The 21,410-nt window shown below is 72.3% G+C and carries 22 protein-coding genes, 1 tRNA gene and 1 pseudogene; 12 read left to right on the forward strand and 12 right to left on the reverse strand.

Annotation, left to right across the window (positions count from 1 at the left end):
- Positions 1-6: 6 nt before the first annotated feature.
- From iolB to iolC, 3 genes are read right to left on the reverse strand one after another with little or no spacing between them, the layout of a single operon-like run.
- The gene (gene iolB, locus ADL34_RS18655) at positions 7-894 is read right to left on the reverse strand and encodes a 5-deoxy-glucuronate isomerase (protein ID WP_062668904.1); all 888 of its coding nucleotides are present in this window, start codon (positions 892-894) and stop codon (positions 7-9) included.
- A 45-nt stretch (positions 895-939) separates the two neighbouring features.
- Complete coding sequence (locus ADL34_RS18660) at positions 940-1,818, reverse strand: Cgl0159 family (beta/alpha)8-fold protein (protein WP_062668881.1); 879 nt, start codon at positions 1,816-1,818, stop codon at positions 940-942.
- A 34-nt stretch (positions 1,819-1,852) separates the two neighbouring features.
- On the reverse strand, positions 1,853-2,812 hold the full coding sequence (iolC, locus tag ADL34_RS18665; protein WP_062668882.1) for a 5-dehydro-2-deoxygluconokinase: 960 nt from the start codon (positions 2,810-2,812) through the stop codon (positions 1,853-1,855).
- A gap of 297 nt (positions 2,813-3,109) precedes the next feature.
- Between iolC and ADL34_RS18670 the strand changes: the two genes are divergently transcribed.
- From ADL34_RS18670 to ADL34_RS18690, 5 genes are read left to right on the forward strand one after another with little or no spacing between them, the layout of a single operon-like run.
- Positions 3,110-4,126 carry a sugar ABC transporter substrate-binding protein gene (locus tag ADL34_RS18670; protein ID WP_062668883.1) on the forward strand — a complete coding sequence of 339 codons (1,017 nt, stop codon included), beginning with the start codon at positions 3,110-3,112 and terminating at the stop codon, positions 4,124-4,126.
- Entirely contained in the window at positions 4,126-5,205 is a 1,080-nt protein-coding gene (locus tag ADL34_RS18675; protein ID WP_062668884.1) for an ABC transporter permease, read from the forward strand. The genes ADL34_RS18670 and ADL34_RS18675 overlap by 1 nt, the downstream gene beginning before the upstream one ends.
- A 5-nt stretch (positions 5,206-5,210) precedes the next feature.
- Complete coding sequence (locus ADL34_RS18680) at positions 5,211-6,134, forward strand: ATP-binding cassette domain-containing protein (RefSeq protein WP_062668905.1); 924 nt, start codon at positions 5,211-5,213, stop codon at positions 6,132-6,134.
- A gap of 1 nt (position 6,135) precedes the next feature.
- Complete coding sequence (locus tag ADL34_RS18685) at positions 6,136-7,038, forward strand: sugar phosphate isomerase/epimerase family protein (RefSeq protein WP_062668885.1); 903 nt, start codon at positions 6,136-6,138, stop codon at positions 7,036-7,038.
- Between the two features lie 25 nt (positions 7,039-7,063).
- Positions 7,064-8,086: a Gfo/Idh/MocA family protein gene (locus tag ADL34_RS18690; protein WP_062668886.1), complete on the forward strand. Its 1,023-nt coding sequence runs from the start codon at positions 7,064-7,066 to the stop codon at positions 8,084-8,086.
- Here ADL34_RS18690 and ADL34_RS18695 read toward each other — a convergent pair.
- Genes ADL34_RS18695 through ADL34_RS18710 form a run of 4 tightly spaced genes read right to left on the reverse strand, consistent with a single transcriptional unit; the run spans position 8,083 to position 12,118 of the window.
- On the reverse strand, positions 8,083-9,102 hold the full coding sequence (locus ADL34_RS18695) for a Gfo/Idh/MocA family protein (RefSeq protein WP_062668887.1): 1,020 nt from the start codon (positions 9,100-9,102) through the stop codon (positions 8,083-8,085). The two genes, ADL34_RS18690 and ADL34_RS18695, sit on opposite strands and share 4 nt — an antisense overlap.
- Positions 9,099-10,103: a Gfo/Idh/MocA family oxidoreductase gene (locus ADL34_RS18700; protein ID WP_062668888.1), complete on the reverse strand. Its 1,005-nt coding sequence runs from the start codon at positions 10,101-10,103 to the stop codon at positions 9,099-9,101. The genes ADL34_RS18695 and ADL34_RS18700 overlap by 4 nt, the downstream gene beginning before the upstream one ends.
- Positions 10,104-10,153: 50 nt before the next feature.
- The gene (locus tag ADL34_RS18705; RefSeq protein WP_062668889.1) at positions 10,154-10,930 is read right to left on the reverse strand and encodes an SDR family oxidoreductase; all 777 of its coding nucleotides are present in this window, start codon (positions 10,928-10,930) and stop codon (positions 10,154-10,156) included.
- 21 nt (positions 10,931-10,951) lie between these two features.
- On the reverse strand, positions 10,952-12,118 hold the full coding sequence (locus ADL34_RS18710) for a phytanoyl-CoA dioxygenase family protein (protein ID WP_062668890.1): 1,167 nt from the start codon (positions 12,116-12,118) through the stop codon (positions 10,952-10,954).
- A gap of 106 nt (positions 12,119-12,224) precedes the next feature.
- Here ADL34_RS18710 and ADL34_RS18715 point away from each other — a divergent pair, with 106 nt between their 5' ends.
- Both ADL34_RS18715 and ADL34_RS18720 read left to right on the forward strand, forming a co-directional pair.
- Positions 12,225-13,253 (forward strand): LacI family DNA-binding transcriptional regulator, encoded by a 1,029-nt coding sequence (locus ADL34_RS18715; protein ID WP_062668891.1) that lies wholly within the window; start codon positions 12,225-12,227, stop codon positions 13,251-13,253.
- 66 nt (positions 13,254-13,319) lie between these two features.
- Positions 13,320-13,931 carry a TMEM175 family protein gene (locus ADL34_RS18720; RefSeq protein WP_199835593.1) on the forward strand — a complete coding sequence of 204 codons (612 nt, stop codon included), beginning with the start codon at positions 13,320-13,322 and terminating at the stop codon, positions 13,929-13,931.
- A 9-nt stretch (positions 13,932-13,940) separates the two neighbouring features.
- Here the strand turns inward: ADL34_RS18720 and ADL34_RS18725 are convergent, their stop codons facing one another.
- Positions 13,941-15,101, reverse strand: a complete 1,161-nt coding sequence (locus tag ADL34_RS18725; RefSeq protein ID WP_062668892.1) for a Gfo/Idh/MocA family protein — start codon at positions 15,099-15,101, stop codon at positions 13,941-13,943.
- Positions 15,102-15,234: 133 nt separating this feature from the next.
- On the opposite strand from ADL34_RS18725, the gene ADL34_RS18730 reads away from it, so the two are divergent.
- Positions 15,235-16,239, forward strand: coding sequence for a LacI family DNA-binding transcriptional regulator (locus tag ADL34_RS18730; protein WP_062668893.1), 1,005 nt, complete (start codon positions 15,235-15,237; stop codon positions 16,237-16,239).
- On the opposite strand, the gene ADL34_RS18735 is transcribed toward ADL34_RS18730, so the two are convergent.
- The gene (locus tag ADL34_RS18735; protein ID WP_062668894.1) at positions 16,229-16,573 is read right to left on the reverse strand and encodes a cupin domain-containing protein; all 345 of its coding nucleotides are present in this window, start codon (positions 16,571-16,573) and stop codon (positions 16,229-16,231) included. The genes ADL34_RS18730 and ADL34_RS18735 overlap by 11 nt on opposite strands.
- 242 nt (positions 16,574-16,815) lie before the next feature.
- On the opposite strand from ADL34_RS18735, the gene ADL34_RS18740 reads away from it, so the two are divergent.
- Together ADL34_RS18740 and ADL34_RS18745 are read left to right on the forward strand one after the other, a co-directional pair.
- On the forward strand, positions 16,816-17,067 hold the full coding sequence (locus ADL34_RS18740; RefSeq protein WP_062668895.1) for a hypothetical protein: 252 nt from the start codon (positions 16,816-16,818) through the stop codon (positions 17,065-17,067).
- Positions 17,068-17,109: 42 nt separating this feature from the next.
- Positions 17,110-17,183 (forward strand) — tRNA-Pro (locus tag ADL34_RS18745).
- A 144-nt stretch (positions 17,184-17,327) separates the two neighbouring features.
- Here ADL34_RS18745 and ADL34_RS18750 read toward each other — a convergent pair.
- The gene (locus ADL34_RS18750) at positions 17,328-17,750 is read right to left on the reverse strand and encodes an ATP-binding protein (RefSeq protein WP_062668896.1); all 423 of its coding nucleotides are present in this window, start codon (positions 17,748-17,750) and stop codon (positions 17,328-17,330) included.
- Positions 17,751-17,896: 146 nt separating this feature from the next.
- Between ADL34_RS18750 and ADL34_RS18755 the strand changes: the two genes are divergently transcribed.
- Together ADL34_RS18755 and glpK are read left to right on the forward strand one after the other, a co-directional pair.
- Entirely contained in the window at positions 17,897-18,664 is a 768-nt protein-coding gene (locus ADL34_RS18755) for an IclR family transcriptional regulator (protein WP_062668897.1), read from the forward strand.
- A gap of 38 nt (positions 18,665-18,702) precedes the next feature.
- The gene (glpK, locus tag ADL34_RS18760; protein ID WP_062668898.1) at positions 18,703-20,217 is read left to right on the forward strand and encodes a glycerol kinase GlpK; all 1,515 of its coding nucleotides are present in this window, start codon (positions 18,703-18,705) and stop codon (positions 20,215-20,217) included.
- A gap of 24 nt (positions 20,218-20,241) precedes the next feature.
- On the opposite strand, the gene ADL34_RS18765 is transcribed toward glpK, so the two are convergent.
- Both ADL34_RS18765 and ADL34_RS18770 read right to left on the reverse strand, forming a co-directional pair.
- On the reverse strand, positions 20,242-21,153 hold the full coding sequence (locus ADL34_RS18765) for an ABC transporter permease (protein ID WP_062668899.1): 912 nt from the start codon (positions 21,151-21,153) through the stop codon (positions 20,242-20,244).
- Positions 21,140-21,410 (reverse strand): annotated as a pseudogene (locus ADL34_RS18770) (ABC transporter ATP-binding protein); the annotation flags it as partial. The pseudogene ADL34_RS18770 and the gene ADL34_RS18765, both read right to left, overlap by 14 nt.

Genomic DNA, 21,410 nt, shown 5'->3' on the forward strand with positions numbered 1-21,410 from the left:
GTGACCTCACTGGGACGGGGCGGTGTAGAGGGGCAGACGGGGGTCCACGGGCTGGTCCGGCCAGGTGCCGCGGATCCAGGCGTGGTCGGGGTGGTCGCAGATCAGCCAGGCGCGCTCGTCCTCGGGGCCCGCCATGACGTTGAGGTAGTACATGTGGTGGCCGGGCACCGCCATGGACGGCCCGTGCCAGCCGTCGGGGATCAGGACGACGTCGCCGTCGCGCACCTCCGCGAGGACGTCGGTGCCCCGGCCGTGCCCGGACGGCGAGACACGCTGGTAGCCGAGGCCCGGGGTGCCCTCGTGGCCGGCGAACTCGAAGTAGTAGATCTCCTCGAGGACCGACTCCTCGCCGGGCCGGTGCTCGTCGTGCTTGTGCGGCGGGAACGACGACCAGTTGCCGCCCGGCGTGATCACCTCGACCGCGATGAGCCTGTCGCACTCGAAGACCCCGGCCGCGCCGAAGTTGTTCACCTGGCGGGAGGAGTTCCCCGTGCCGCGCAGCTCCACCGGCACCGACGACGCCGGTCCGTAGCGGGCCGGCAGCCGCCGGGTGCAGCGCGCCCCGGTCAGCGCGAACCGTCCGCCGCCCGGCGAGGTGACGGTCGCCCGGGCGTCGCGCGGGACGTAGGCGAAGTCGGTGACGGCGCTGAACACGCCGTCGCGGCCGGTGAGCGGGAAGGTGTCGTGGCCGAAGTCGTCGGTGGCGGTCACGGCGCAGCCGCCGGCCAGCGGCAGCACGATCCATTCGCTGTCGCCGGTCTCGAAGGAGTGCGTGCCGCCGGGCGGCAGCTCCAGGATCCGCAGGCTGGAGTACCCCCAGCGGGCCTTCTCGGGGGTGACGTCCACGACGTACGGGCCGCCGAGCGCCTTTCCCGCGGGCAGGTGGTACGTCATCGCGTCATCGAGCGTCACAGTCGTTCCTCCGCGTCGCAGTGCGTGTCACAACAGGCCGACGGCCGTGTCCACCGCCGTCTCCACAGTGCCCTCGGCCGGGTAGAGGAGCGAGCGGCCGACGACCATGCCCTGGACGGTCGGCAGCCGGAGCGCCTTGCGCCAGCGCTCGTACGCCCCTTCCTGGTCGCCGCCCACCTCGCCGCCCAGCAGCACCACGGGCAGCGTGGAGGTCTCCAGGACCTGGGCCATGTGGTCGGGGTCGTCGGTGACCGGCAGCTTCAGCCAGGTGTAGGCGGAGGTGCCGCCCAGGCCCGAGGCGATGGCGATCGAGCGGGTGACGGCCTCGGCGGACAGGTCGTTGCGCACCCTGCCGTCGACGCGCCGGGAGACGAAGGGCTCGACGAACAGCGGCAGCCGGCGCGCGGCCATGGCGTCGACGGCGCGGGCCGAGGACTCCAGGGTGGCCAGGGAGCCGGGGTCGGACAGGTCGATGCGGACCAGCAGCTTGCCCGCGTCGAACCGCATGCGCTCGATGTCCTCGGCGCGGTGCCCGGTGAAGCGGTCGTCCATCTCGAAGGAGGCGCCGGCCAGGCCGCCCCGGTTCATGGAGCCCATGACGACCTTGCCGTCGAGGACGCCGAGGAGCAGCAGGTCCTCCAGGACGTCCGCGGTGGCCAGGACCCCGTCGACGCCGGGCCGGGACAGCGCGATGCAGAGGCGTTCCAGCAGCTCGGCCCGGTTGGCCATGGCGAGGCGCCGGTCGCCCACGCCGAGGGCGCCGCGGGCCGGGTGGTCGGCGGCCACGATCATCAGGCGCCCGCTCTCGCCGATCAGCGGGCGGCGCACCCGCCGGGCGGCGGCCTCCGCGATCGCCTCGGGGTGCCGGGCTCTGACCGCGGTGAGGTCGGGGATGGAGAGACTCAACGAAAGCTCCGTTCAGGGGTGGCTCGGCGGGCGTTCACGACGCCCGGGCGAGGAGGTCCGCGACCTCGGACCCGGTGGGCATGGCGGAGGAGCAGGCGAGGCGGGAGGCGACGAGCGCCCCCGCGGCGTTGGCGTGCCGCATGACCGTCTCCAGGTCCCAGCCGGACAGCAGCCCGTGGACCAGGGAGCCGCCGAACGCGTCGCCCGCCCCCAGCCCGTTGGCCACCTCGACCGGCACCGGCGGCACCTCGGCCCACGTGCCGTCGCGGTGGACCGCCAGCACGCCCCTGGGGCCCTGCTTGACGACCGCCAGCTCCACCCCGGCCGCGAGCAGGGCCTCCGCGCACGCCCGCGGCTCGCGGACCCCGGTGGCGACCTCGCACTCGTCGAGGTTGCCGACGGCGACCGTGGCGTGCCGCATGGCCTCGGCGTAGTACGGGCGTGCCTGGTCGGGGTCGCGCCAGAACATGGGGCGCCAGTCGAGGTCGAAGACGGTGACACCGGCCTTGGCGCGGTGGGCGAGGGCCGCGAGCGTCGCCGTACGGCTGGGGTCCTCGCTCAGGCCGGTGCCGGTGATCCAGAAGACGCGGGCCGCGCGGATCGCGTCGAGGTCCAGCTCGTCGGCGCGGATCTCCAGGTCCGGCGCCTTGGGCTGCCGGTAGAAGTACAGCGGGAAGTCGTCGGGCGGGAAGATCTCGCAGAACGTCACGGGGGTCGGACGGGCGGCCACCGGGGTCACCCAGCGGTCGTCCACGCCGAAGTCCTTCAGCGCCTCGTGCAGGTACGCGCCGAACGGGTCGGCGCCGGTGCGCGTGATCACGGCGGTGTCGCGGCCGAGCCGGGCGGCCGCCACGGCGACGTTGGCGGCCGAGCCCCCGAGGAACTTGCCGAACGTCTCCACCCGCTCCAGAGGGAGGCCGGACTGCAGGGGGTAGAGGTCGACTCCTATTCTTCCCATCGTGATCAAGTCGAAGGGCTTGGCTGTCTCGGCCATGCGTGACGCTCCTAGAGCTGGACAGGGGGTGCGGGTCCCGAGGGGCCTGCCGCCTCCCAGGTGTAGGACGCGGAGACCGACGCTGTCAATACTTTGTACTTACATTCGGACCTGAGCGTGAAATGATGTCTTAACAAAGTATTGACAGCGGGCGCATCTAGGGATTTGATCCCGTCCCAGCGCAACCGTCGTGTTCCACGGCACACTGCCCGGCCCAGGGAAGGCCCGGACCGTGTATCCCGGTGATCACCCTTTCCCCCCGTCGCACACCCCGTCGCACAGTGAGGTGCTGGAAAGATGGACCGCTCTTACCCCCGCTCGCGCAAGCTGGCCTCCGTCGTGGCCGTGGCCGCCGCGGCCGCGCTCACCCTCGCAGGCTGCTCCAGCAGCTCCGGCGGCAAGGAGTCCGAGGAGGGCGGGGCGAACGCCTCTGCGGGCAAGGCCGACACGCCCCGGATGACGGTCGCCCTGGTGACGCACCAGTCGCCCGGCGACACCTTCTGGGACATCGTCCGCAAGGGCGCCGAGGCGGCCGCCGCCAAGGACAACATCAAGCTGATCTACTCCGCCGACCCCAACGCCGGCAGCCAGGCCAACCTGGTGCAGAACGCGATCGACCAGAAGGTCGACGGCATCGCGATCACCCTGGCCAAGCCGGACGCCCTCAAGGACGTCGTGAGCAAGGCCAAGGCGCAGAACATCCCCGTCGTCGGCCTGAACTCCGGCGTCAGCGAGTGGCAGAAGCTCGGCCTGACGGAGTTCTTCGGGCAGGACGAGACGGTGGCCGGCGAGGCCCTCGGCAAGCGGCTGAACGAGTCCGGCGCCAAGAAGGCCGTCTGTGTCATCCAGGAACAGGGCAACATCGGCCTCACCCAGCGCTGCGACGGTGTGAAGAAGACGTTCGAGGGCGACCTGGAGACCCTGAACGTCAATGGCACGGACATGCCGAGCGTGAAGTCCACGATCACCGCCAAACTGAAGACGGACAGCGACATCGACTACGTCGTCGCCCTCGGTGCCCCGTTCGCGCTGACGTCGGTGCAGTCGGTGTCCGAGGCCGGCAGCAAGGCGAAGGTCGCGACCTTCGACCTCAACAAGGACCTGACCAAGTCGATCAGCAAGGGCGACATCGAGTTCGCGGTCGACCAGCAGCCCTACCTCCAGGGCTACCTGGCGATCGACTCCCTGTGGCTGTACAAGAACAACGGCAACTACATGGGCGGCGGCGAGGCCCCGGTGCTGACCGGCCCGGCGTTCGTCGACAAGTCGAACGTCGAGACCATCGACAAGTTCGCCGCGAAGGGCACCCGGTGATGAGTATGACCCGACAGGCTGAGCCGGCGGTGACCACACCGCCGGCCCCCGGCCCGGGCAAGGAGACCGACGGGCGGACCGCCCGCCGCCCGCTGGCGCTGCGGCTGCTGGCCCGGCCCGAGGTGGGCGTCTTCCTCGGCGCCGTCGCGGTGCTGGTCTTCTTCCTCGTCACGGCGCCGGCCGTGCGCGACGGCAGCTCGATGGCGAACATCCTGTACCAGTCGTCGACCATCGGGATCATGGCGCTGCCCGTGGCCCTGCTGATGATCGGCGGCGAGTTCGACCTCTCGGCCGGCGTCGCCGTGATCACCTCCGCCCTGACCGCGAGCATGGTCAGCTACCAGCTGACGATGAACGTCTGGGTCGGCGTGATCGTCGCCCTTGTCGTCTCGCTCGGGGTCGGCCTGTTCAACGGCTGGATGCTGGTCAAGACCGGGCTGCCGAGCTTCCTGGTCACCCTGGGCACCTTCCTGATCCTCCAGGGCGTCAACCTCGCGGTGACCAAGCTGGTCACCGGGAACGTCGCCACGGACGACATCAGCGACATGGACGGCTTCGACCAGGCCAAGGCGCTCTTCGCGTCGTCCTTCGAGGTCGGCGGCGTCAACGTGAAGATCACCGTCATCTGGTGGCTCGTCTTCGCGGCCCTCGCCACCTGGGTGCTGCTGCGCACCAGGTACGGCAACTGGATCTTCGCCGTCGGCGGCAACAAGGACAGCGCGCGAGCCGTCGGCGTCCCCGTGACCTTCACCAAGATCTCGCTGTTCATGCTGGTCGGGTTCGGCGCCTGGTTCGTCGGCATGCACCAGCTGTTCTCGTTCAACACCGTGCAGTCCGGCGAGGGCGTCGGCCAGGAGCTCATCTACATCGCGGCGGCGGTCATCGGCGGCTGTCTGCTCACCGGCGGAGCCGGCTCGGCTATCGGCCCGGTCTTCGGCGCCTTCATGTTCGGCATGGTCCAGCAGGGCATCGTCTACGCCGGCTGGAACCCCGACTGGTTCAAGGCGTTCCTCGGCGTGATGCTCCTCGGTGCCGTCCTCATCAACCAGTGGGTCCAGCGCACGGCGACCAGGAGGTGACCGACATGACCACCGAAGGAAACGGCACCCAGGGTGCCGAGGTGAAGGACCGGACCCCGGAAGACCGGACCCCCGAGAGGGACGCCCCGCTCGTCGAACTGCGCGGCGCGGGCAAGTCCTACGGCAACATCCGCGCCCTGCACGGCGTCGACCTGAAGGTCTTCCCCAGCCAGGTCACCTGCGTCCTGGGCGACAACGGCGCCGGCAAGTCCACCCTCATCAAGATCATCTCGGGGCTGCACCAGCACACCGAGGGCGAGTTCCTCGTCGACGGCACACCCGTACGCTTCTCCACCCCCCGCGAGGCCCTCGACAAGGGCATCGCCACCGTCTACCAGGACCTCGCCGTCGTCCCGCTGATGCCGGTCTGGCGCAACTTCTTCCTCGGCTCCGAGATGACCAAGGGCCCCTGGCCCCTGCGCCGCCTCGACATCCAGCGGATGAAGAAGACCGCCGACGAGGAACTGCGGAACATGGGCATCGTCCTGGACGACCTGGAGCAGCCCATCGGCACGCTCTCCGGCGGCCAGCGCCAGTGTGTGGCCATCGCCCGCGCCGTCTACTTCGGCGCCCGCGTCCTCATCCTGGACGAGCCCACCGCCGCCCTCGGCGTCAAGCAGTCCGGCGTCGTCCTGAAGTACATCGCCGCCGCCCGCGACCGCGGCCTCGGCGTCATCTTCATCACCCACAACCCGCACCACGCCTACATGGTCGGCGACCACTTCAGCGTCCTGCGCCTGGGCACCATGGAGCTCAACGCCTCCCGCGACGAGGTCAGCCTCGAGGAGCTCACGAACCACATGGCCGGCGGCACCGAACTCGCCGCGCTCAAGCACGAGCTGTCGCAGGTCCGCGGCGTCGACGTGGAGGAGCTCCCGGAAGCCGACGCGCTCACCGCACCCGTGGCCTCCTCGGAAGGGAAGTCCTGACATGCCCGCAGCTCTGGACCGCATCCGGGTGGGCTCGGCCCCCGACTCCTGGGGCGTCTGGTTCCCCGACGACCCGGCCCAGGTGCCCTGGGACCGTTTCCTCGACGAGGTCGCCGAGGCCGGCTACGACTGGATCGAGCTGGGACCGTACGGCTACCTGCCCACCGACCCGGCCCGGCTGACCGACGAGATCACCCGGCGCGGCCTCAAGGTCTCCGCGGGCACGATCTTCACCGGCCTGCACCGGGGTCCCGCCGTCTGGGACTCCACCTGGGAGCACGTCAGCGAGGTCGCCTCGCTCACCCAGGCCATGGGCGCGAAGCACCTCGTCGTCATCCCGTCCTTCTGGCGCGACGACAAGACCGCCGAGATCCTGGAGCCCTCCGAGCTCACCGCCGAGCAGTGGGGACACCTCACCCAGGGCATGGAGCGGCTCGGCCGCGAGGTGCGCGAGCGGTTCGGCCTGGACATCGTCGTCCACCCGCACGCCGACACCCACATCGACACCGAGGCCCACGTCGAGCGCTTCCTCGACTCGACCGACTCCGGCCTCGTCAACCTCTGCCTCGACACCGGGCACTACGCCTACTGCGGCGGCGACAGCGTCAAGCTGATCGAGACCTACGGCGAGCGCATCGGCTATCTGCACCTCAAGCAGGTCGACCCGGAGATCCTCGCGGACGTCGTGAAGAACGAGATCCCGTTCGGCCCTGCCGTGGCCCGCGGCGTCATGTGCGAGCCCCCGGCCGGCGTGCCGGAACTCGGCCCGGTCCTGGAGGCCGCGCAGAAGCTGGACGTCGACCTGTTCGCGATCGTCGAGCAGGACATGTACCCCTGCGAGCCGGACAAGCCCCTGCCCATCGCGGTCCGCACCCGCAGGTTCCTCAGGTCCTGCGGCGCCTGACGCCCTCGAGAGGACGCCGATCGCCATGCCCCACCGTCCGGACGATCTGGGCGTCGCCGTCATCGGCACCGGCAGGATGGGCGCCGACCATGTGCGCCGCGTCCAGGAGACCGTCAGCGGGGCCCGGGTGACCGCCGTGGTGGACGTCGACCGGGGACGCGCCGAGGCCGTCGCGTCCCGGGCCGGCGGCTGCGCCGTGCACACCGACCCGGCCGCCGCGATGGCCTCGCCCGACGTCGACGCGGTGATCGTCGCCTCACCCGGCCCCGCCCACGAGGCGGCGCTCATGGCGGCGTTCGAGCGGGGCCTGCCCGTGCTCTGCGAGAAGCCGCTCACCCCGGACCCGGCCGCCGCGCTGCGGGTGGTCGAGGCCGAGTGCGCCCTCGGGCGGCGCCGCGTCCAGGTCGGCTTCATGCGGCGCTACGACCGCGAGTACCGGGAGCTGAAGGCCCTGCTGGACACGAGCCGGCTGGGCCGCCCGCTGCTGCTGCACAACCGGCACCGCAACGTGGCGAGCCCGCCCGGCTGGACGTCCGAGATGCTCGTCGAGGACTCCGTGGCACACGAGATGGACGTGACCCGCTGGCTCCTCGGCCACGAGATCACGTCCGTCACCGTGCTCACCCCGGCACCGTCCGGCGACGCACCGCATGGCCTGCGCGACCCCCAGTTCGTCGTCTTCGAGACCGACGGCGGAGCCGTCGTCGACGTCGAGATCTTCGTCAACTGCGGCTTCGGCTACCAGGTCCAGGCCGAGGTCGTCTGCGAACGCGGTACCGCCCGCGTCGGCGACGCCCACGCCCTGGTCGCCCAGACCGCCGGCCGCTGGGGCGGCACCATCGCCCAGGACTACCTGGAACGCTTCGCCGACGCCTACGACCACGAGGTCCAGGCATGGGTCGACGCCACCCGCCGCGACGAGGTCACCGGCCCGAGCGCCTGGGACGGTTACGCGGTGGCCGCCGTGTCCGCGGCGGGCGTCCGGGCCCTGGCGAAGGGAGGCCGGGTACCGGTGGAACTGGCGGAGAGGCCGGCGCTGTACGCCTAGCCGAGCCTCGTCCGGGGCCGGGGCGGCAGGCCCGCCGCTCGGTAGCAGGCGTCGATCAGGGTCATCGTCTCCACCGCGTCGTCCGCGTCCAGGGGCAGCGGGGCCGCGTGCCTCAGGTGTGCGGCCAGCGCGTCCAGTTGGTACGTGTACGACGAGCGTGTGCCGAGGTGTTCCGTGCGCTCGCCGGCGGGGGTGCGGACCACGACCCGGTCGTCCTGGTGCGGGAGCACGAAGTTCGGGGCGAACGCCTGGCCCCGGGAACCGACGATCCGGCAGCTCATCTCCAGCGTCCCGTACGCCATGTGGCAGCGGGCCGAGGCACGTGCCCCGCCGGGGAACTCCAGCTCCGCGTCCAGCCATTCGTCGACGCCGGGCGCCCCGGCGCGCTCGCCGGCCCGCGCCGACAGCATGCGGGGCGCGCCGCCCGCCCAGGGGGCGAGCATCCGCACCGCGTGCAGGCCGTAGCAGCCGAGGTCCATCAGGGCGCCGCCCGCGAGCGGCAGCGACCAGCGGGGGTCGGTGTCGTCCGGGGCCGGGATCGCGACCAGGGTCTCCACCCGGCGCGGCGTGCCGAGTTCGCCGGAGGCGAGCAGCTCGTGCAGGCGACGGGTGACCGGGTGGAACAGGTAGTGGAACGCCTCCATGAAGACCGTTCCGGAGGCCGCCGCGGCCCGGCGTACCTCGGCCGCCTCCTCCGCGTTGCTCGCCGACGGCTTCTCCGTAAGGACGTGTTTGCCGGCCGCGAGCGCGGCCAGGTTCCACGGGCCGTGCAGGCCGTTGGCGAGCGGGTTGTAGACGACCTCGACGTCCGGGTCGGCCAGCAGACCGGCGTACGAGTCCGCCACCCGCTCGACACCGTGGGCGGTGGCGAACGCCTCGGCGCGGGACCGGTCCCGGGCGGCCACCGCCACGAGGCGGTGGCCGCCCGCGCGGGCCGGACCCACGAGGGCGCGCTCGGTGATGCGTGCCGCGCCGAGCACGCCGATGCGCAGCGGTCCGGTTCCGGGCCCGGTCACGACTGCCGCACCTCCTCGATCGTCACCGGGCGGTGCTCGCGCAGCGACAGCGTGCACGCGTCGGCGATCCAGCCGGCCTCCAGGGCGTCCTCGACCGTGCAGGGGGACGGCCGGGAGCCGGCCACGACCTCGGTGAACGCGGTGAGTTCGGCGCGGTAGGCGTCGGTGAAGCGGTCCATGAAGAAGTCGTGCGGGGTGCCGGCGGGGAACGTCACGCCGGGCTCCACCGAGCGCAGCGGCAGCTTGTCCTCCAGGCCGACCGCGATGGAATCCGCGAAGCCGTGGATCTCCATGCGGACGTCGTAACCGCGCGCGTTGTGCCGCGAGTTGGAGACGACGGCGATGGTGCCGTCGTCCAGGGTGAGGATCGCGCCGGTGGTGTCGGCGTCGCCCGCGTCCGCGATGTAGTCGGCGCCCTTGTTGCCGCCGACCGCGTACACCTCCCCGACCTCGCGGCCGGTCACCCAGCGGATGATGTCGAAGTCGTGCACGGAGCAGTCGCGGAAGATGCCGCCGGAGGCGGCGATGTACGCGGCCGGCGGCGGCGCCGGGTCCAGCGTGGTCGACCGCACGGTGTGCAGCTCGCCCAGCTCACCGGCCCGCACGGCGGCCCGGGCGGCGACGAACCCGGCGTCGAAGCGCCGGTTGTAGCCGATCTGGATGGGCACGTCCTTGTCCTGGACGGCCTTGAGGACCTGGACGCCCTCGCTCATGGTGCGGGCGACGGGCTTCTCGCAGAAGACGGGGATGCCCGCCTCGACGCCGGCCAGGATCAGCGCGGGGTGGGCGTCGGTCGCGGCGGCGACGACGATGCCGTCCACGCCCGCCGACAGCAGGGCCTGCGGCGAGTCCACGACCTCGGCACCGAAGCGTTCCGCGGCGGCCTTGGCCGCGTCCGCGAACGGGTCGGTGACGACGAGGGAGTCCACCACGTCGAGACCGGCGAGGGTCTCGGCGTGGAAGGCGCCGATACGGCCGAGGCCGAGGATTCCGATACGCATGCTTCAACTTCCTTGTCGAGCGGGGGAGTACGGGTGGGCGAGGGGTGCCGCTAGTCGAGGCCCCCGAGGACGTTCTGGTCCCAGTCGATCACCGACCCGGTGACGACCCCGGACCGGTCCGACAGCAGGAACACCACGAAGTCGGCGATCTCGTCGGGCTGTCCGAGCTTGCCCATGGGGAGCTTCGCGGCGGCCCGCTCCCGCCAGTCGTCCGACGCGGCGTGGAACGTCTTCTGGGTGACGTCCTCGCCCTCGGTGGCCGTCCAGCCGATGTTCAGGCCGTTGATCCGGACGCGGTCCCAGCGATGCGCGTGCGCGGCGTTGCGGGTGAGGCCCACCAGACCGGCCTTGGCCGCCACGTACGGCGCCAGGAAGGGCTGCCCGCCGTGCGCGGAGGACGTGATGATGTTGACGATCGTGCCGGGCGCCCCGCGCGTCACCATGTCGGCCACGGCGGCCTGCATGGCGAAGAACGGCGCCTTCAGGTTGATCGCGATGTGCTGGTCGAACAGCTCGGGCGTGGTGTCCAGGAGCGTGCCCCGGGACGTCAGCCCCGCCGAGTTGACCAGGCAGTCGATCCGCCCGTACGCGGCCACGACCTCGGCGACCGAGGACCTGGCCCGCTCGGCGTCCGCGAGGTCGGCGCGTACGAACATCGCCGTGCCCCCGGCGGCCGTCAGCTCGGCCACCAGGGCCTCGCCGGGCTCGGCGCGGCGCCCGGTGACGGCCACGGCCGCCCCCTCGCGCACGGCGGCCCGGGCGACTGCGGCCCCGACCCCCTGACTGCCGCCGTTGACGAGGACGACCTTGTCGTCGAGAAGTCCCATGCCTGTTCCGCGTCCTTTCGGTCAGCTCGCGCGCCGCTCGGCGCCGGCCCGCAGCTCTTCGCGCAGCGCTTCGGGTGTCCACCCCTCGGACAGTGCCCGCCGCACGGCGTCCGCCTGGGAGGGCGGGGCCAGTCCGTCGACCGGCGGGTCGGCGTCCAGGTTCGTGGGGAACGGGTAGCCCTCGGCGCTCGCGGCGATCACGTTCTGGGCCCAGGCCGCGCCGGCGCCCTCGGCGACCCGCTCCAGCAGTACCGGGTAGACGGCGTTCACCACGGCCTCGCGGTCGACCGTCTCCATGGCCCGCCCGAACGCGGACGACACCTGCAGGAGATTGGCCGTGCGCCGGATGTCCGCGGAGCGGTTGGTGCCGGCGGCGTGGAACAGCGCCGGGTTGAAGAAGACGGCGTCGCCCTTGGCGAGCGGGAGCTGCACGTGGTGCGCCTCGAAGTACTCCTGGAACGCCGGCAGCCGCCAGGCCAGGTAGCCCGGCGCGTAGCGCTGCGAGTGGGGCAGGTACATCGTCGGCCCGGACTCCACCGGCATGTCGCAGTGCGCGACGGCGCCCTGGAGGGTGAGCGCGGGGGACAGCGTGTGCACGTGCGCCGGGTAGGCGGCCGCCGCCTCGTTGGAGAGGAAGCCCAGGTGGTAGTCGCGGTGCACGGTCTGCGCGGCGCCGCCCGGATTGACCACGTTCACCTGCGAGGTGACCTGGTAGCCGGGTCCCAGCCAGGCCGTCGACACCAGGGCGAGCATGTCGTTGCCGTAGTAGTCGGCGAAGGCGGCCGGGTCGTGCAGGGCGGCCTTCTCCAGGGCGTTCCACACCCGGTCGTTGGCGCCGGGCTTGGCGAAGTGGTCACCGGCGGCGGTGCCCGCGGCGCGCTGCGCGGCGATCAGCGCGTCGAACACCGCGGTGAGCCGGTCGACGACCGCCGGGTCGGGGAAGGCGCCCTCCAGGACCACGATGCCGGGCCCGTCCGCGAGGGCGCGCACCAGCTCGGCCCGGACGTCCCGCGGGTCGTCCGCCGCGCGCAGACGGTCGCTGTCGTACAGCAGGACGCCCTGCTCCACGGCACGGGCGTACGGGTAGCCGGCGCGGTCCGTGGTCCGTTCGACCAGCTCACGGAAGTCAGCGAGGTCGCAGTCGCGCTCGGACAGCCACACCGGGCGGTGCACGGAAGTGAGAGACATCGTCGTCCTCTCGGTGACAGGGGCGGCTCAGTGATGCCATTCTTGTCCTGACAATCCCCTCGAACAACCAGCAGGAAGCCATCAAAAACCCCTCAGGAGCCGACGCATGGGCCACCCCTTCCCGATCCGGGAGATCGCACGTCAGGCGGGTCTGAGCGAGGCCACCGTCGACCGGGTCCTGAACGGCCGCACAGGGGTGCGCGAGAGCACCGCGCGCGAGGTCCACCAGGCCATCGCCGACCTGGACCGCCAGCGCACCCAGGTCCGTCTCCAGGGCCGTACCTTCATGGTCGACATGGTCGTGCAGGCCCCGCAGCGGTTCACCACGGCCGTCCGCGCCGCCCTGGAGGCCGAACTGCCCTCCCTGCACCCGGCCGTGGTGCGCTCCCGCTTCCACTTCCGCGAGACCGGGCCGGTCGCGGAGCTGACCGGCACGCTCGACCGCATCGCGCGGCGCGGCTCGCAGGGCGTGATCCTCAAGGCCCCGGACGTCCCCGAGGTCACCGCCGCCGTCGCCCGGCTCGTGGACGCCGGCATCCCGGTCGTCACGCTGGTGACGGACCTGCCCGCCACGGCCCGCCTCGCCTACGTGGGCATCGACAACCGGGCCGCGGGCGCCACCGCCGCCTATCTGATGGGCCAGTGGCTGGGGGACCGGCCCGGCAATGTGCTGACCAGCCTCAGCAGCGGCTTCTTCCGCAACGAGGAGGAGCGCGAGATGGGCTTCCGCGGCGCCATGCGGACCCTGCACCCCGAGCGCACCCTCGTGGAGATCGCCGAGGGCCAGGGACTGGACGCCACCCAGTACGACCTGGTGCGGGCCGCGCTGGAACGCGACCCGGACATCCGCGCCGTCTACTCCATCGGCGGCGGCAACATCGCCACCCTGCGCGCCTTCGAGGACCTCGGCCGCGCGTGCGCGGTGTTCGTCGCCCACGACCTCGACGGGGACAACACCCGGCTGCTGCGCGAGCACCGGCTGTCCGTCGTGCTCCACCACGACCTGCGGCACGATCTGCGCGAGGCGTGCCACGTCGTGATGCGGGCGCACGGCGCGCTGCCGCCGTCCGGCCCGACCGTGCCGTCGGCGATCCAGGTGGTGACGCCGTACAACATGCCGGCGCCCATCGGGTGACGGCCGGACGGGCGGCCCGGGCGTGTACGCCGACCGGGCCGGCCCCGGCTCCCTACCGTCGTGCGCATGTGGAACTCGATCCCGGACGGCGGGCCGGAGCGGCTGGTGGCGCTCGCCGACGGTGTGTTCGCCATCGCCCTCACCCTGCTCGTCCTGGACTTCTCCGTCCCCCGGGACCTGGACTCGCCCGACTACGCCGACGCCCTGCGCGAACTCCTGCCGAACCTCGCGGCGTACGCGCTGAGCGTGCTGGTGCTCGGCGCGTTCTGGCGGGAGCACCGGCGCATCTTCGGCTACGTCCGGCAGGTCGACGGGCAGCTGATCACGCTGTCCATCCTGGGCCTCGGCGTCGCGGCCCTGCTGCCCTTCCCCACCAAGCTCCTCTCCGAGTACGGCAGGGAGCCCGAGTCGGTCGCCGCGTACGCGGCGACGGTCGCCGCGCTCGGCGCCGCCGACCTCGCGGTGGTTCTCCTGCTGGCCCGGCGCCCCTGGCTGCGGGGCCCGGCGGGACCACCGGAGGGCTTCCGGCTCTTCGCCGTCGACCTCGCGGTGACAGTGGTGGTGTTCGTCGCCAGCGTGCCCCTCGCCCTGGCGTACGGCCAGGGCGCCATGTGGCTCTGGCTGCTCATGGCCCCCGTCAAGGTGGGCATCGGCCGGCGCGCGCAGCGGGCACGCTGACACGGGCCCTCAGCCCTCCGCCGCCACGTCCACCCAGGTGCCGTCGGCCGCCGAGCGCACCATCGCGTCCAGGACGGCCGCGCTGCGCACCGCGTCCTCCAGGGTGGCCCCGTAAGCGGTGCCCTCGGCGATCGAGCGCAGGAACCGGTACGCCTCGACGACCTTCAGGTCGTCGTAGCCCATCGCGTTCGCCGCGCCCGGCTGGAACGCGCCGAACTCGCCGTCGCCGGGGCCCACGTGGACCGTGGCGACCGGCTGGTCCTGGTAGGTGGTGCCGCGGCTGACCCTCAGCTCGCCCATCCGGCGGAAGTCCCAGGACACCGCGCCCCGGGTGCCGTGCACCTCGAAGCCGTAGTTGTTCTGCTCGCCCACCGAGACCCGGCACGCCTCCAGCACCCCGCGCGCCCCGGACGCGAACCGCAGCAGGCAGGAGACGTAGTCCTCGTTCTCCACCGGGCCGAGCTCGCCGGTCGCGAGGGTGTGCCCGGCGGTGGCGCCGGTCGGCCGGGCCCGCTCGGGGACGAAGATCGCGGTGTCGGCGGTCAGCGAGGCGATGTCGCCGAGCAGGCGGCGGGCGAGGTCCACACCGTGCGAGGCGAGGTCGCCCAGCACCCCGCTGCCGCCGCGCTCACGCTCGTAACGCCACGTCAGCGCCCCCTGTGGATGGGCGGCGTAGTCGCTGAACAGGCGGATGCGCACATGGGTCACGGTGCCGATGTCACCGGACGCGACGAGGTCGCGGGCGGTCTCGACGGCGGGCGCGTTGCGGTAGTTGAAGCCGACGGCGGAGCGCACACCGGCCCGGGAGGCAGCGTCGGCCACGGCCCGGGCGTCGTCCGCGGTCAGCCCGACCGGCTTCTCGATCCACAGGTGCTTGCCGGCCTCGGCCATCGCCACGCCGATCTCCCGGTGCAGGAAGTTCGGCGCGGTGACGCTGACCGCCCGCACGCGCGGGTCGGCGGCCACCTCGCGCCAGTCCCGGGTCGCCGAGGCGAAGCCGAAGCGCGCGGCGGCCTCCTCGGCCCGGCCGGGCACCTCTTCGGCGACCGTCACCAGCTCCGGGCGCAGGGGCAGGTCCGGGTAGTGGTGCGCGAGGCGGGCGTACGCCTGCGTGTGCACGCGCCCCATCCAGCCGAATCCGACGACGGCGACGCCGAGCGTGTCCACCATTGCAGCCCCTCATTGGACCGGTCCATCTCTTGTCCGGGCCACCTTGGGTCGCCGCCGCGACCGGTGTCAACCCCCGTCCCGCGTGCCGCCCTCCTTTGACAAGCGCCCAAGGCGCATGGAACGGTCCATCCCCATGAGGCAGCCGACCATCCGTGACGTGGCCGACCACGCCGGCGTCTCGAAGTCGCTGGTCTCGCTGGTGCTGCGGGGCTCCGAGCAGGTGCGCCCCGAGAAGCGCGAGGCCGTCCTGCGAGCCGTGCGCGAGCTGGGCTACCGGCCCAACGCCGCCGCGCGCAGCCTCAGCGAACAGCGCACCCGCACGGTCGGCGTCCTGCTGAACGACCTGCGCAACCCCTGGTTCGTCGACCTCCTCGACGGCCTGAACTCCCTGCTGCACGACAACGGCCTGCACATGCTGCTGGCCGACGCCCGCCTCAACCGCCGCACCGGCCAGGACCCCGCGGGCCCGTTGCTGGACCTGCGCGTGGACGGGCTGGTCGTGGTCGGCACCCTGCCCGACCCGGCGGCGCTCGCCGAGGCGGCCGAGCGGCTGCCGGTGGTGGTGGCCGGGGCGCGCGAACCCGCGCCCGCGGGCGTCGACGTGGTCGCCAACGACGACGAGCGCGGCGCCCGTCTGGTCACCGAGCACCTCATCGGCCTCGGGCACCGGCGCGTCGCGCACATCGCGGGCTACGGGGCGGTCGGCGAGCTGCGCCGGCGCAGCTTCGAGGCGGTGATGCGCGAACACGGCCTGGCGGACGAGGCGGTCGTGGAGAGCGGCGACATGACCGAGGAGGGCGGCTACCGGGCGACGGTCCGGCTGCTGACCGGCGCGCGGCGGCCGACGGCCGTCTTCGCGGTCAACGACATCTGCGCCATCGGCGCCCTGTCGGCGGCCGAGGAGTCGGGGCTGCGGGTGCCGCGCGACCTGTCGGTCGTCGGCTACGACAACACCAGCATCGCCCGGCTGCGCCACGTCTGGCTGACCACCGTCGACAACGCCGGCTACGAGGTCGGGCGGCGCGCCGCCCGGTGCCTGCTGGACCGGTTCGCCGGCACCGGGGGAGCGGGCGGGGTCCAGCTCGCCGGGCCCGCGCTGGAGATCCGGGGGACGACGGGCCGCCCGCTCACAGATTGATCGCGTACGCCTTGCGCAGCGTCTCGTGCACGGTCCACGTAGTACGGTCGCCCTCGCGCAGCACGGCCATGTCGCCGGGCCCGACCCGCAGCGTCGGTCCGCCCTCGACCTCGATGGTGGCCGACCCGCTGATCACCACGAAGAGTTCGTCGGCCTCGGTGTCGGTGACCACGCCCGGCGTGATCTGCCAGACGCCCCGCACCTGACGGCCGTCGGCGGACTCCCACACCACCTTCCCGGTCACCTCGGGCGTCCCGGAGACGATCTGCTCCGGGGCCAGGGGCTCGGGTTCGAGCTCGGCGTCGGGGATGTGGAGAGCGAAGCTGTGCGTCATGCGGCCGACCCTAGCCGGGGACCGCGGCCGTCCGGCCTGGACACAGTGTGGGGTGGCGAAGGGGGCGGACGGACACTCCGTCGAGCAGCCCGTCATATGAACCGTCCTGTCATATGTACGGATGGTCCGAAGTGGGTTGTACGACGGTCTCGCGTATTGTTGCGTCATATGCCCGCTGTGACGCGTGGCTGCTCCCGGGGCGCCGGGGGCTGGTGAGGTACGGGTGAAGGGGGGAGCGGGACGTGGTGGCACTTCTCGCGCTGGTGGCGGTCGTCGCCTTCATGGCGACGGCGGGCCTGCCGTGGTGGGTGGTCGCGCTGGTGACCGTGTTGATGGCGGGGTTCGTCGGGGGCATGTCCTGGAGTCCCGGACGAGGGCAGTACGGCAGGGTTCACCGGGGTGCGGCGGGCCGACCCGCGCACCCCATGGCCGACCGGGATGCGGCCGTGCCGTCGGACGAGACGCCCGTCGGCGCCGCCCCGCCCATGAGGTAGGGTTGACCTGCGTGATCACACGGTTCGCCGTGTGATGGGCACCGGGACGTGGCGCAGCTTGGTAGCGCACTTGACTGGGGGTCAAGGGGTCGCAGGTTCAAATCCTGTCGTCCCGACGGTGTGCAGGGCCTTCGCGGGCGACGTCCGCGGGGGCCCTTTCGCATGCCGGGCCCGCGTGGCGTCTGCCGGTCCGCGTGGAAGCCCAGGTCGTGGTGCCGGACGGTTCTGCTGTGAGCCCAGGTCGTGGTGTCAGCCCTCGCTCAGCCCTCGTCCACCCGCAACTCCGCCCACCGGCACGTCCCGCCGGACTGCACCCGCACCCCGCAACGCTCGGACAGGGTGCTGACGATGTCCAGGCCCCGGCCGTGCTCGTCCGGGTCGACGGCGGACGGCTGGGCGGCGGGGCCGGTGTCGGTCACCTCGACGCGGACCGCCGCGCAGGTCTCGCCCCGGTCGCGGGAGACCCGCAGGGTCGCGGGCGGCAGGGCGTGCACGATCGCGTTCGTCACCAGCTCGGACACCACCAGCAGGACGTCCGCGGCGGCCTCCGCCGTCAGGTTCCAGTCCGTCAGCACACCGCGCACCCGGCGGCGTATGCCACTCGCGGCCTCCGGCGCGTGCGGCAGGCTGAACAGGTGCTCGACTTCCCCCTGAGGCGCGGCCCACGGCTGCGCAGTGATCATCGGTCCTCCTCCTAGGGGGAGCCCTGCCGGCGGAAGGCCGGGCCGGATGAGAAACGGTAGAAAGGCAAACCGACCAGGTCAACGAACGCAGGTCGGCATTACCGAACGATAGTCCCCAAAGGGGTGAATCGGACTAGGCTCGTGTCATGGCCGGCCCCGTCCAGTCCATCGAGCGGGCCGCGGCGATCCTCCGACTGCTCGCCGGCGGCTCCCGGCGGCTCGGCCTCGGCGAGGTCGCCTCCTCCCTGGGCCTCGCCAAGGGCACCGCCCACGGCATCCTGCGCACCCTGCAGCACGTCGACTTCGTCGAACAGGACCCCGCGACCGGCAAGTACCAGCTCGGGGCGGCCCTGCTGCACCTCGGCACCAGCTACCTCGACGTCAACGAACTGCGGTCCCGTTCGATCAACTGGGCCGACGCCCTCGCCGCCCGCAGCGGGGAGGCCGTCCGGCTCGGCACCCCGCTGGAGGGCAGGGTGCTCGTCATCCACCATGTCTTCCGGCCCGACGACACCCTCCAGACCCTGGACGTCGGCGCGCTGCTCCCGCTGCACGCCTCCTCGCTCGGCAAGGTCCTGCTGGCCTTCGGCGCGGCACCCGTCGAGCCGCTCCTCGAGGACATCCCGGAGGCGTACACCCGGCACACCCTGATCCACTTCGCCGACCTGCACCGCGCGCTCGCCGAGATCCGGGACCTGGGATGGGGCTCCGAGGTGCAGGAGATGAGCATGGGCGAGGCCGGGGTCGCCGCCCCCATCCGCGGACAGGGGGGACTCGTCGTGGGAGCGATCGGCGTGTCCGGCGCCGTCGAGCGGATCTGCGACACCAGAGGCCGGCCCCAGCCGGCCCTGATCACCGTGCTGCGGGAGGCGGCACGCGCGATCTCCAGGGACCTCGGCGCGGCCCGCTGGTAGGCCGGGCACCCCACGACACACCGGAAGGAGGGCCGATCATGGTGGAGCGGTATGTGATGTCGATCGACCAGGGCACCACCTCCACCCGGTGCATCCTGTTCGACCACGGAGGACGGCTGGTGTCGGTCGCCCAGCGCGAGCACCAGCAGTACTTCCCGCAGCCCGGCTGGGTCGAGCACGACGCCGTCGAGATCTGGCGCAACCTCCAGCGCGTCGTCCCCGAGGCCCTGGCCAACGCCCAGGTGGCGCCGGACCAGATCTCCGCCATCGGTATCGCCAACCAGCGCGAGACGACGGTCCTGTGGGACCCGCGCACCGGCGTGCCGCTGGGCCGGGCGATCGTCTGGCAGGACACCCGCACCGCCCCGTTCGTCGAGGAGCTGCGCCGGGACCCCGGCGACGACTTCTTCCTCGACCACTGCCTGCTGCCCCCGTCGACCTACTTCTCCGCGCCCCGCATCCGCTGGCTGTTCGACCATGTCGACGGACTGGAGCGGCGCGCGCGGGACGGTGAGGTGCTGTTCGGCACCATCGAGAGCTGGCTGATCTGGAACCTCACCGGCGGCAAGGACGGCGGACTGCACATCACCGACGCCACCAACGCCAGCCGCACCATGCTCATGGACATCCGGACGCTCACCTGGGACCGGGCGCTCATGGACTTCTTCGGGGTGCCGCCCACCATGCTCCCCGAGATCCACTCCTCCGCCGAGCGCTACGGCGAGGCCCGGGCCGTGCTGCCCGGCGTCCCCATCACGGCCGCCCTCGGCGACCAGCAGGCGGCCCTGTTCGGCCAGACCTGCTTCTCGCCGGGCGAGGCGAAGTGCACGTACGGGACCGGCAGCTTCCTGGTCATGAACACCGGCACCGACCTGGTGCGCTCCGAGCACGGGCTGCTCACCACGGTCGCGTACAAGATCGACGGGCAGCCCACCGTCTACGCGCTGGAGGGCCCGATCGCCGTCACCGGCTCCCTGGTGCAGTGGTTCCGCGACCGGCTCGGCCTGATCCACAGCGCCCCCGAGATCGAGACGCTGGCCCGCACCGTCGAGGACAACGGCGGCTGCTACATCGTGCCCGCGTTCTCGGGCCTGTTCGCCCCGCACTGGCGCAGCGACGCCCGGGGCGTCATCGTCGGCCTGACCTCGTACATCACCAAGGGGCATCTCGCCCGGGCCGTCCTGGAGGCCACCGGCTGGCAGACCCGCGAGGTGGTGGACGCGATGAACGCCGACTCCGACCTCGCCCTGAAGCAGCTCAAGGTCGACGGCGGCATGACCTCCGACCACCTGCTCATGCAGATCCTCGCCGACGTCCTCGACGTGCCCGTCGTACGGCCGCTGGTCGCCGAGACGGTGTCGCTGGGCGCCGCCTACGCCGCCGGGCTGGCCGCCGGGTACTGGCCGGACCTGGCGGTGCTGCGCCGCAACTGGCACCGGGCCGCGCAGTGGCTGCCCGACATGGACGCCGAGCGGCGGGAGTGGGAGTACGAGTCCTGGCAGCGTGCCGTCGAGCGCTCGCTCGGCTGGGTCCGTGCTCCCCGGCGCCCGTGAGCCCGCGGGGCGCGGGCCCCGTCGTCAGCGGCTGACCAGCAGACCACGGCCGCGCAGCACCCGGCGCTCCAGCGGACTGAAGATCAGCAGGTCGATGGCGATCCCGACGAGCAGGATCAGGAAGATCGCCAGGAACACCTGGGACATGCTGCTGTTGTTGCGGCCGTTCTCCAGGAGCTGGCCGAGGCCCACGCCCAGGTCCGGGGAGGAGGCGATGATCTCCGCGGCCATCAGGGAGCGCCAGGAGAACGCCCAGCCCTGCTTCAGACCGGCGAGGTAGCCGGGCAGCGCCGCCGGCATCACGACGTGCCTCGCCTCGCGCAGCCCGGTGGCGCCGAGGGTGCGGCCGGCCCGCAGGAACAGCGGCGGGATCTGGTCGATGCCGGCGACGAGTCCGTTGGCGATCGAGGGCACCGCGCCCAGCAGGATCACGGCGTACATCATCGAGTTGTTCAGGCCCAGCCACAGCACGGCGGGCGGCACCCAGGCCACGGAGGGCAGCGACTGCAGGCCGGACAGGATCGGTCCGATGGCGGCCCGCACGAACCGCACCCGCGCGACCAGCAGGCCGAGCGGGGTGCCGATCGCGAGTGCCAGCAGGAAGCCGAGCAGACCGCGCGAGACCGACGTCCAGATGTAGTCGAGCAGGGTGCCCTTGAGCCACGCGTCGCGCACCTCGCCCCACACCTCGGACGGCGAGGGCAGCTTGTAGGCGGGGACGATCTCCGCCCAGACGAGCACCTGCCACACCGCCAGCACCAGCGCCACCGCGGTGACCGGCGGCAGCACTTTGCGGACCAGGGTCTCGCGGAGCGACGTACGGCGGACCTGCACGGAGTCCAGGGCGTCGAGCCCGGCCTCCAGCCCGGCCAGGTCCTCGGTGCCGCTCTTGCGGGTGTCGACCTTCGTGTCGACTCCGTTGTCAGTGCCGGCCATGGCGGCGGATCTCCCCACGCAGTTCTTCGGTGATCTCGGCGGACAGTTCGGCCACCGCGGTGTCCTCCAGGCGGCGCGGCTGCGGGATGCCGACCGTCCACTCGCGGGCCACGCGGCCGGGACGTGACGAGAGCAGGACGACCCGCTGGGCCAGTCGTACGGCCTCGCGGACGTTGTGCGTCACGAAGAGGACGGAGACGCCGGTCTCCCGCCAGATGCGGGTGAGTTCGTCGTGCAGCACGTCCCGGGTGATGGCG

Source organism: Streptomyces sp. NRRL WC-3605 (assembly GCF_001509795.1).
GTDB lineage: Bacteria > Actinomycetota > Actinomycetes > Streptomycetales > Streptomycetaceae > Streptomyces > Streptomyces viridochromogenes.

Bases quoted from the DNA above. Each gene is read 5' to 3' on its own strand.
- iolB (WP_062668904.1), bottom strand. From the start codon at position 894: ATGACGTACCACCTGCCCGCGGGAAAGGCGCTCGGCGGCCCGTACGTC.
- iolC (WP_062668882.1), bottom strand. From the start codon at position 2,812: ATGGCCGAGACAGCCAAGCCCTTCGACTTGATCACGATGGGAAGAATA.
- ADL34_RS18670 (WP_062668883.1), top strand. From the start codon at position 3,110: ATGGACCGCTCTTACCCCCGCTCGCGCAAGCTGGCCTCCGTCGTGGCC.
- ADL34_RS18675 (WP_062668884.1), top strand. From the start codon at position 4,126: ATGAGTATGACCCGACAGGCTGAGCCGGCGGTGACCACACCGCCGGCC.
- ADL34_RS18680 (WP_062668905.1), top strand. From the start codon at position 5,211: ATGACCACCGAAGGAAACGGCACCCAGGGTGCCGAGGTGAAGGACCGG.
- ADL34_RS18685 (WP_062668885.1), top strand. From the start codon at position 6,136: ATGCCCGCAGCTCTGGACCGCATCCGGGTGGGCTCGGCCCCCGACTCC.
- ADL34_RS18690 (WP_062668886.1), top strand. From the start codon at position 7,064: ATGCCCCACCGTCCGGACGATCTGGGCGTCGCCGTCATCGGCACCGGC.
- ADL34_RS18700 (WP_062668888.1), bottom strand. From the start codon at position 10,103: ATGCGTATCGGAATCCTCGGCCTCGGCCGTATCGGCGCCTTCCACGCC.
- ADL34_RS18705 (WP_062668889.1), bottom strand. From the start codon at position 10,930: ATGGGACTTCTCGACGACAAGGTCGTCCTCGTCAACGGCGGCAGTCAG.
- ADL34_RS18710 (WP_062668890.1), bottom strand. From the start codon at position 12,118: ATGTCTCTCACTTCCGTGCACCGCCCGGTGTGGCTGTCCGAGCGCGAC.
- ADL34_RS18715 (WP_062668891.1), top strand. From the start codon at position 12,225: ATGGGCCACCCCTTCCCGATCCGGGAGATCGCACGTCAGGCGGGTCTG.
- ADL34_RS18720 (WP_199835593.1), top strand. From the start codon at position 13,320: ATGTGGAACTCGATCCCGGACGGCGGGCCGGAGCGGCTGGTGGCGCTC.
- ADL34_RS18725 (WP_062668892.1), bottom strand. From the start codon at position 15,101: ATGGTGGACACGCTCGGCGTCGCCGTCGTCGGATTCGGCTGGATGGGG.
- ADL34_RS18730 (WP_062668893.1), top strand. From the start codon at position 15,235: ATGAGGCAGCCGACCATCCGTGACGTGGCCGACCACGCCGGCGTCTCG.
- ADL34_RS18735 (WP_062668894.1), bottom strand. From the start codon at position 16,573: ATGACGCACAGCTTCGCTCTCCACATCCCCGACGCCGAGCTCGAACCC.
- ADL34_RS18750 (WP_062668896.1), bottom strand. From the start codon at position 17,750: ATGATCACTGCGCAGCCGTGGGCCGCGCCTCAGGGGGAAGTCGAGCAC.
- ADL34_RS18755 (WP_062668897.1), top strand. From the start codon at position 17,897: ATGGCCGGCCCCGTCCAGTCCATCGAGCGGGCCGCGGCGATCCTCCGA.
- glpK (WP_062668898.1), top strand. From the start codon at position 18,703: ATGGTGGAGCGGTATGTGATGTCGATCGACCAGGGCACCACCTCCACC.
- ADL34_RS18765 (WP_062668899.1), bottom strand. From the start codon at position 21,153: ATGGCCGGCACTGACAACGGAGTCGACACGAAGGTCGACACCCGCAAG.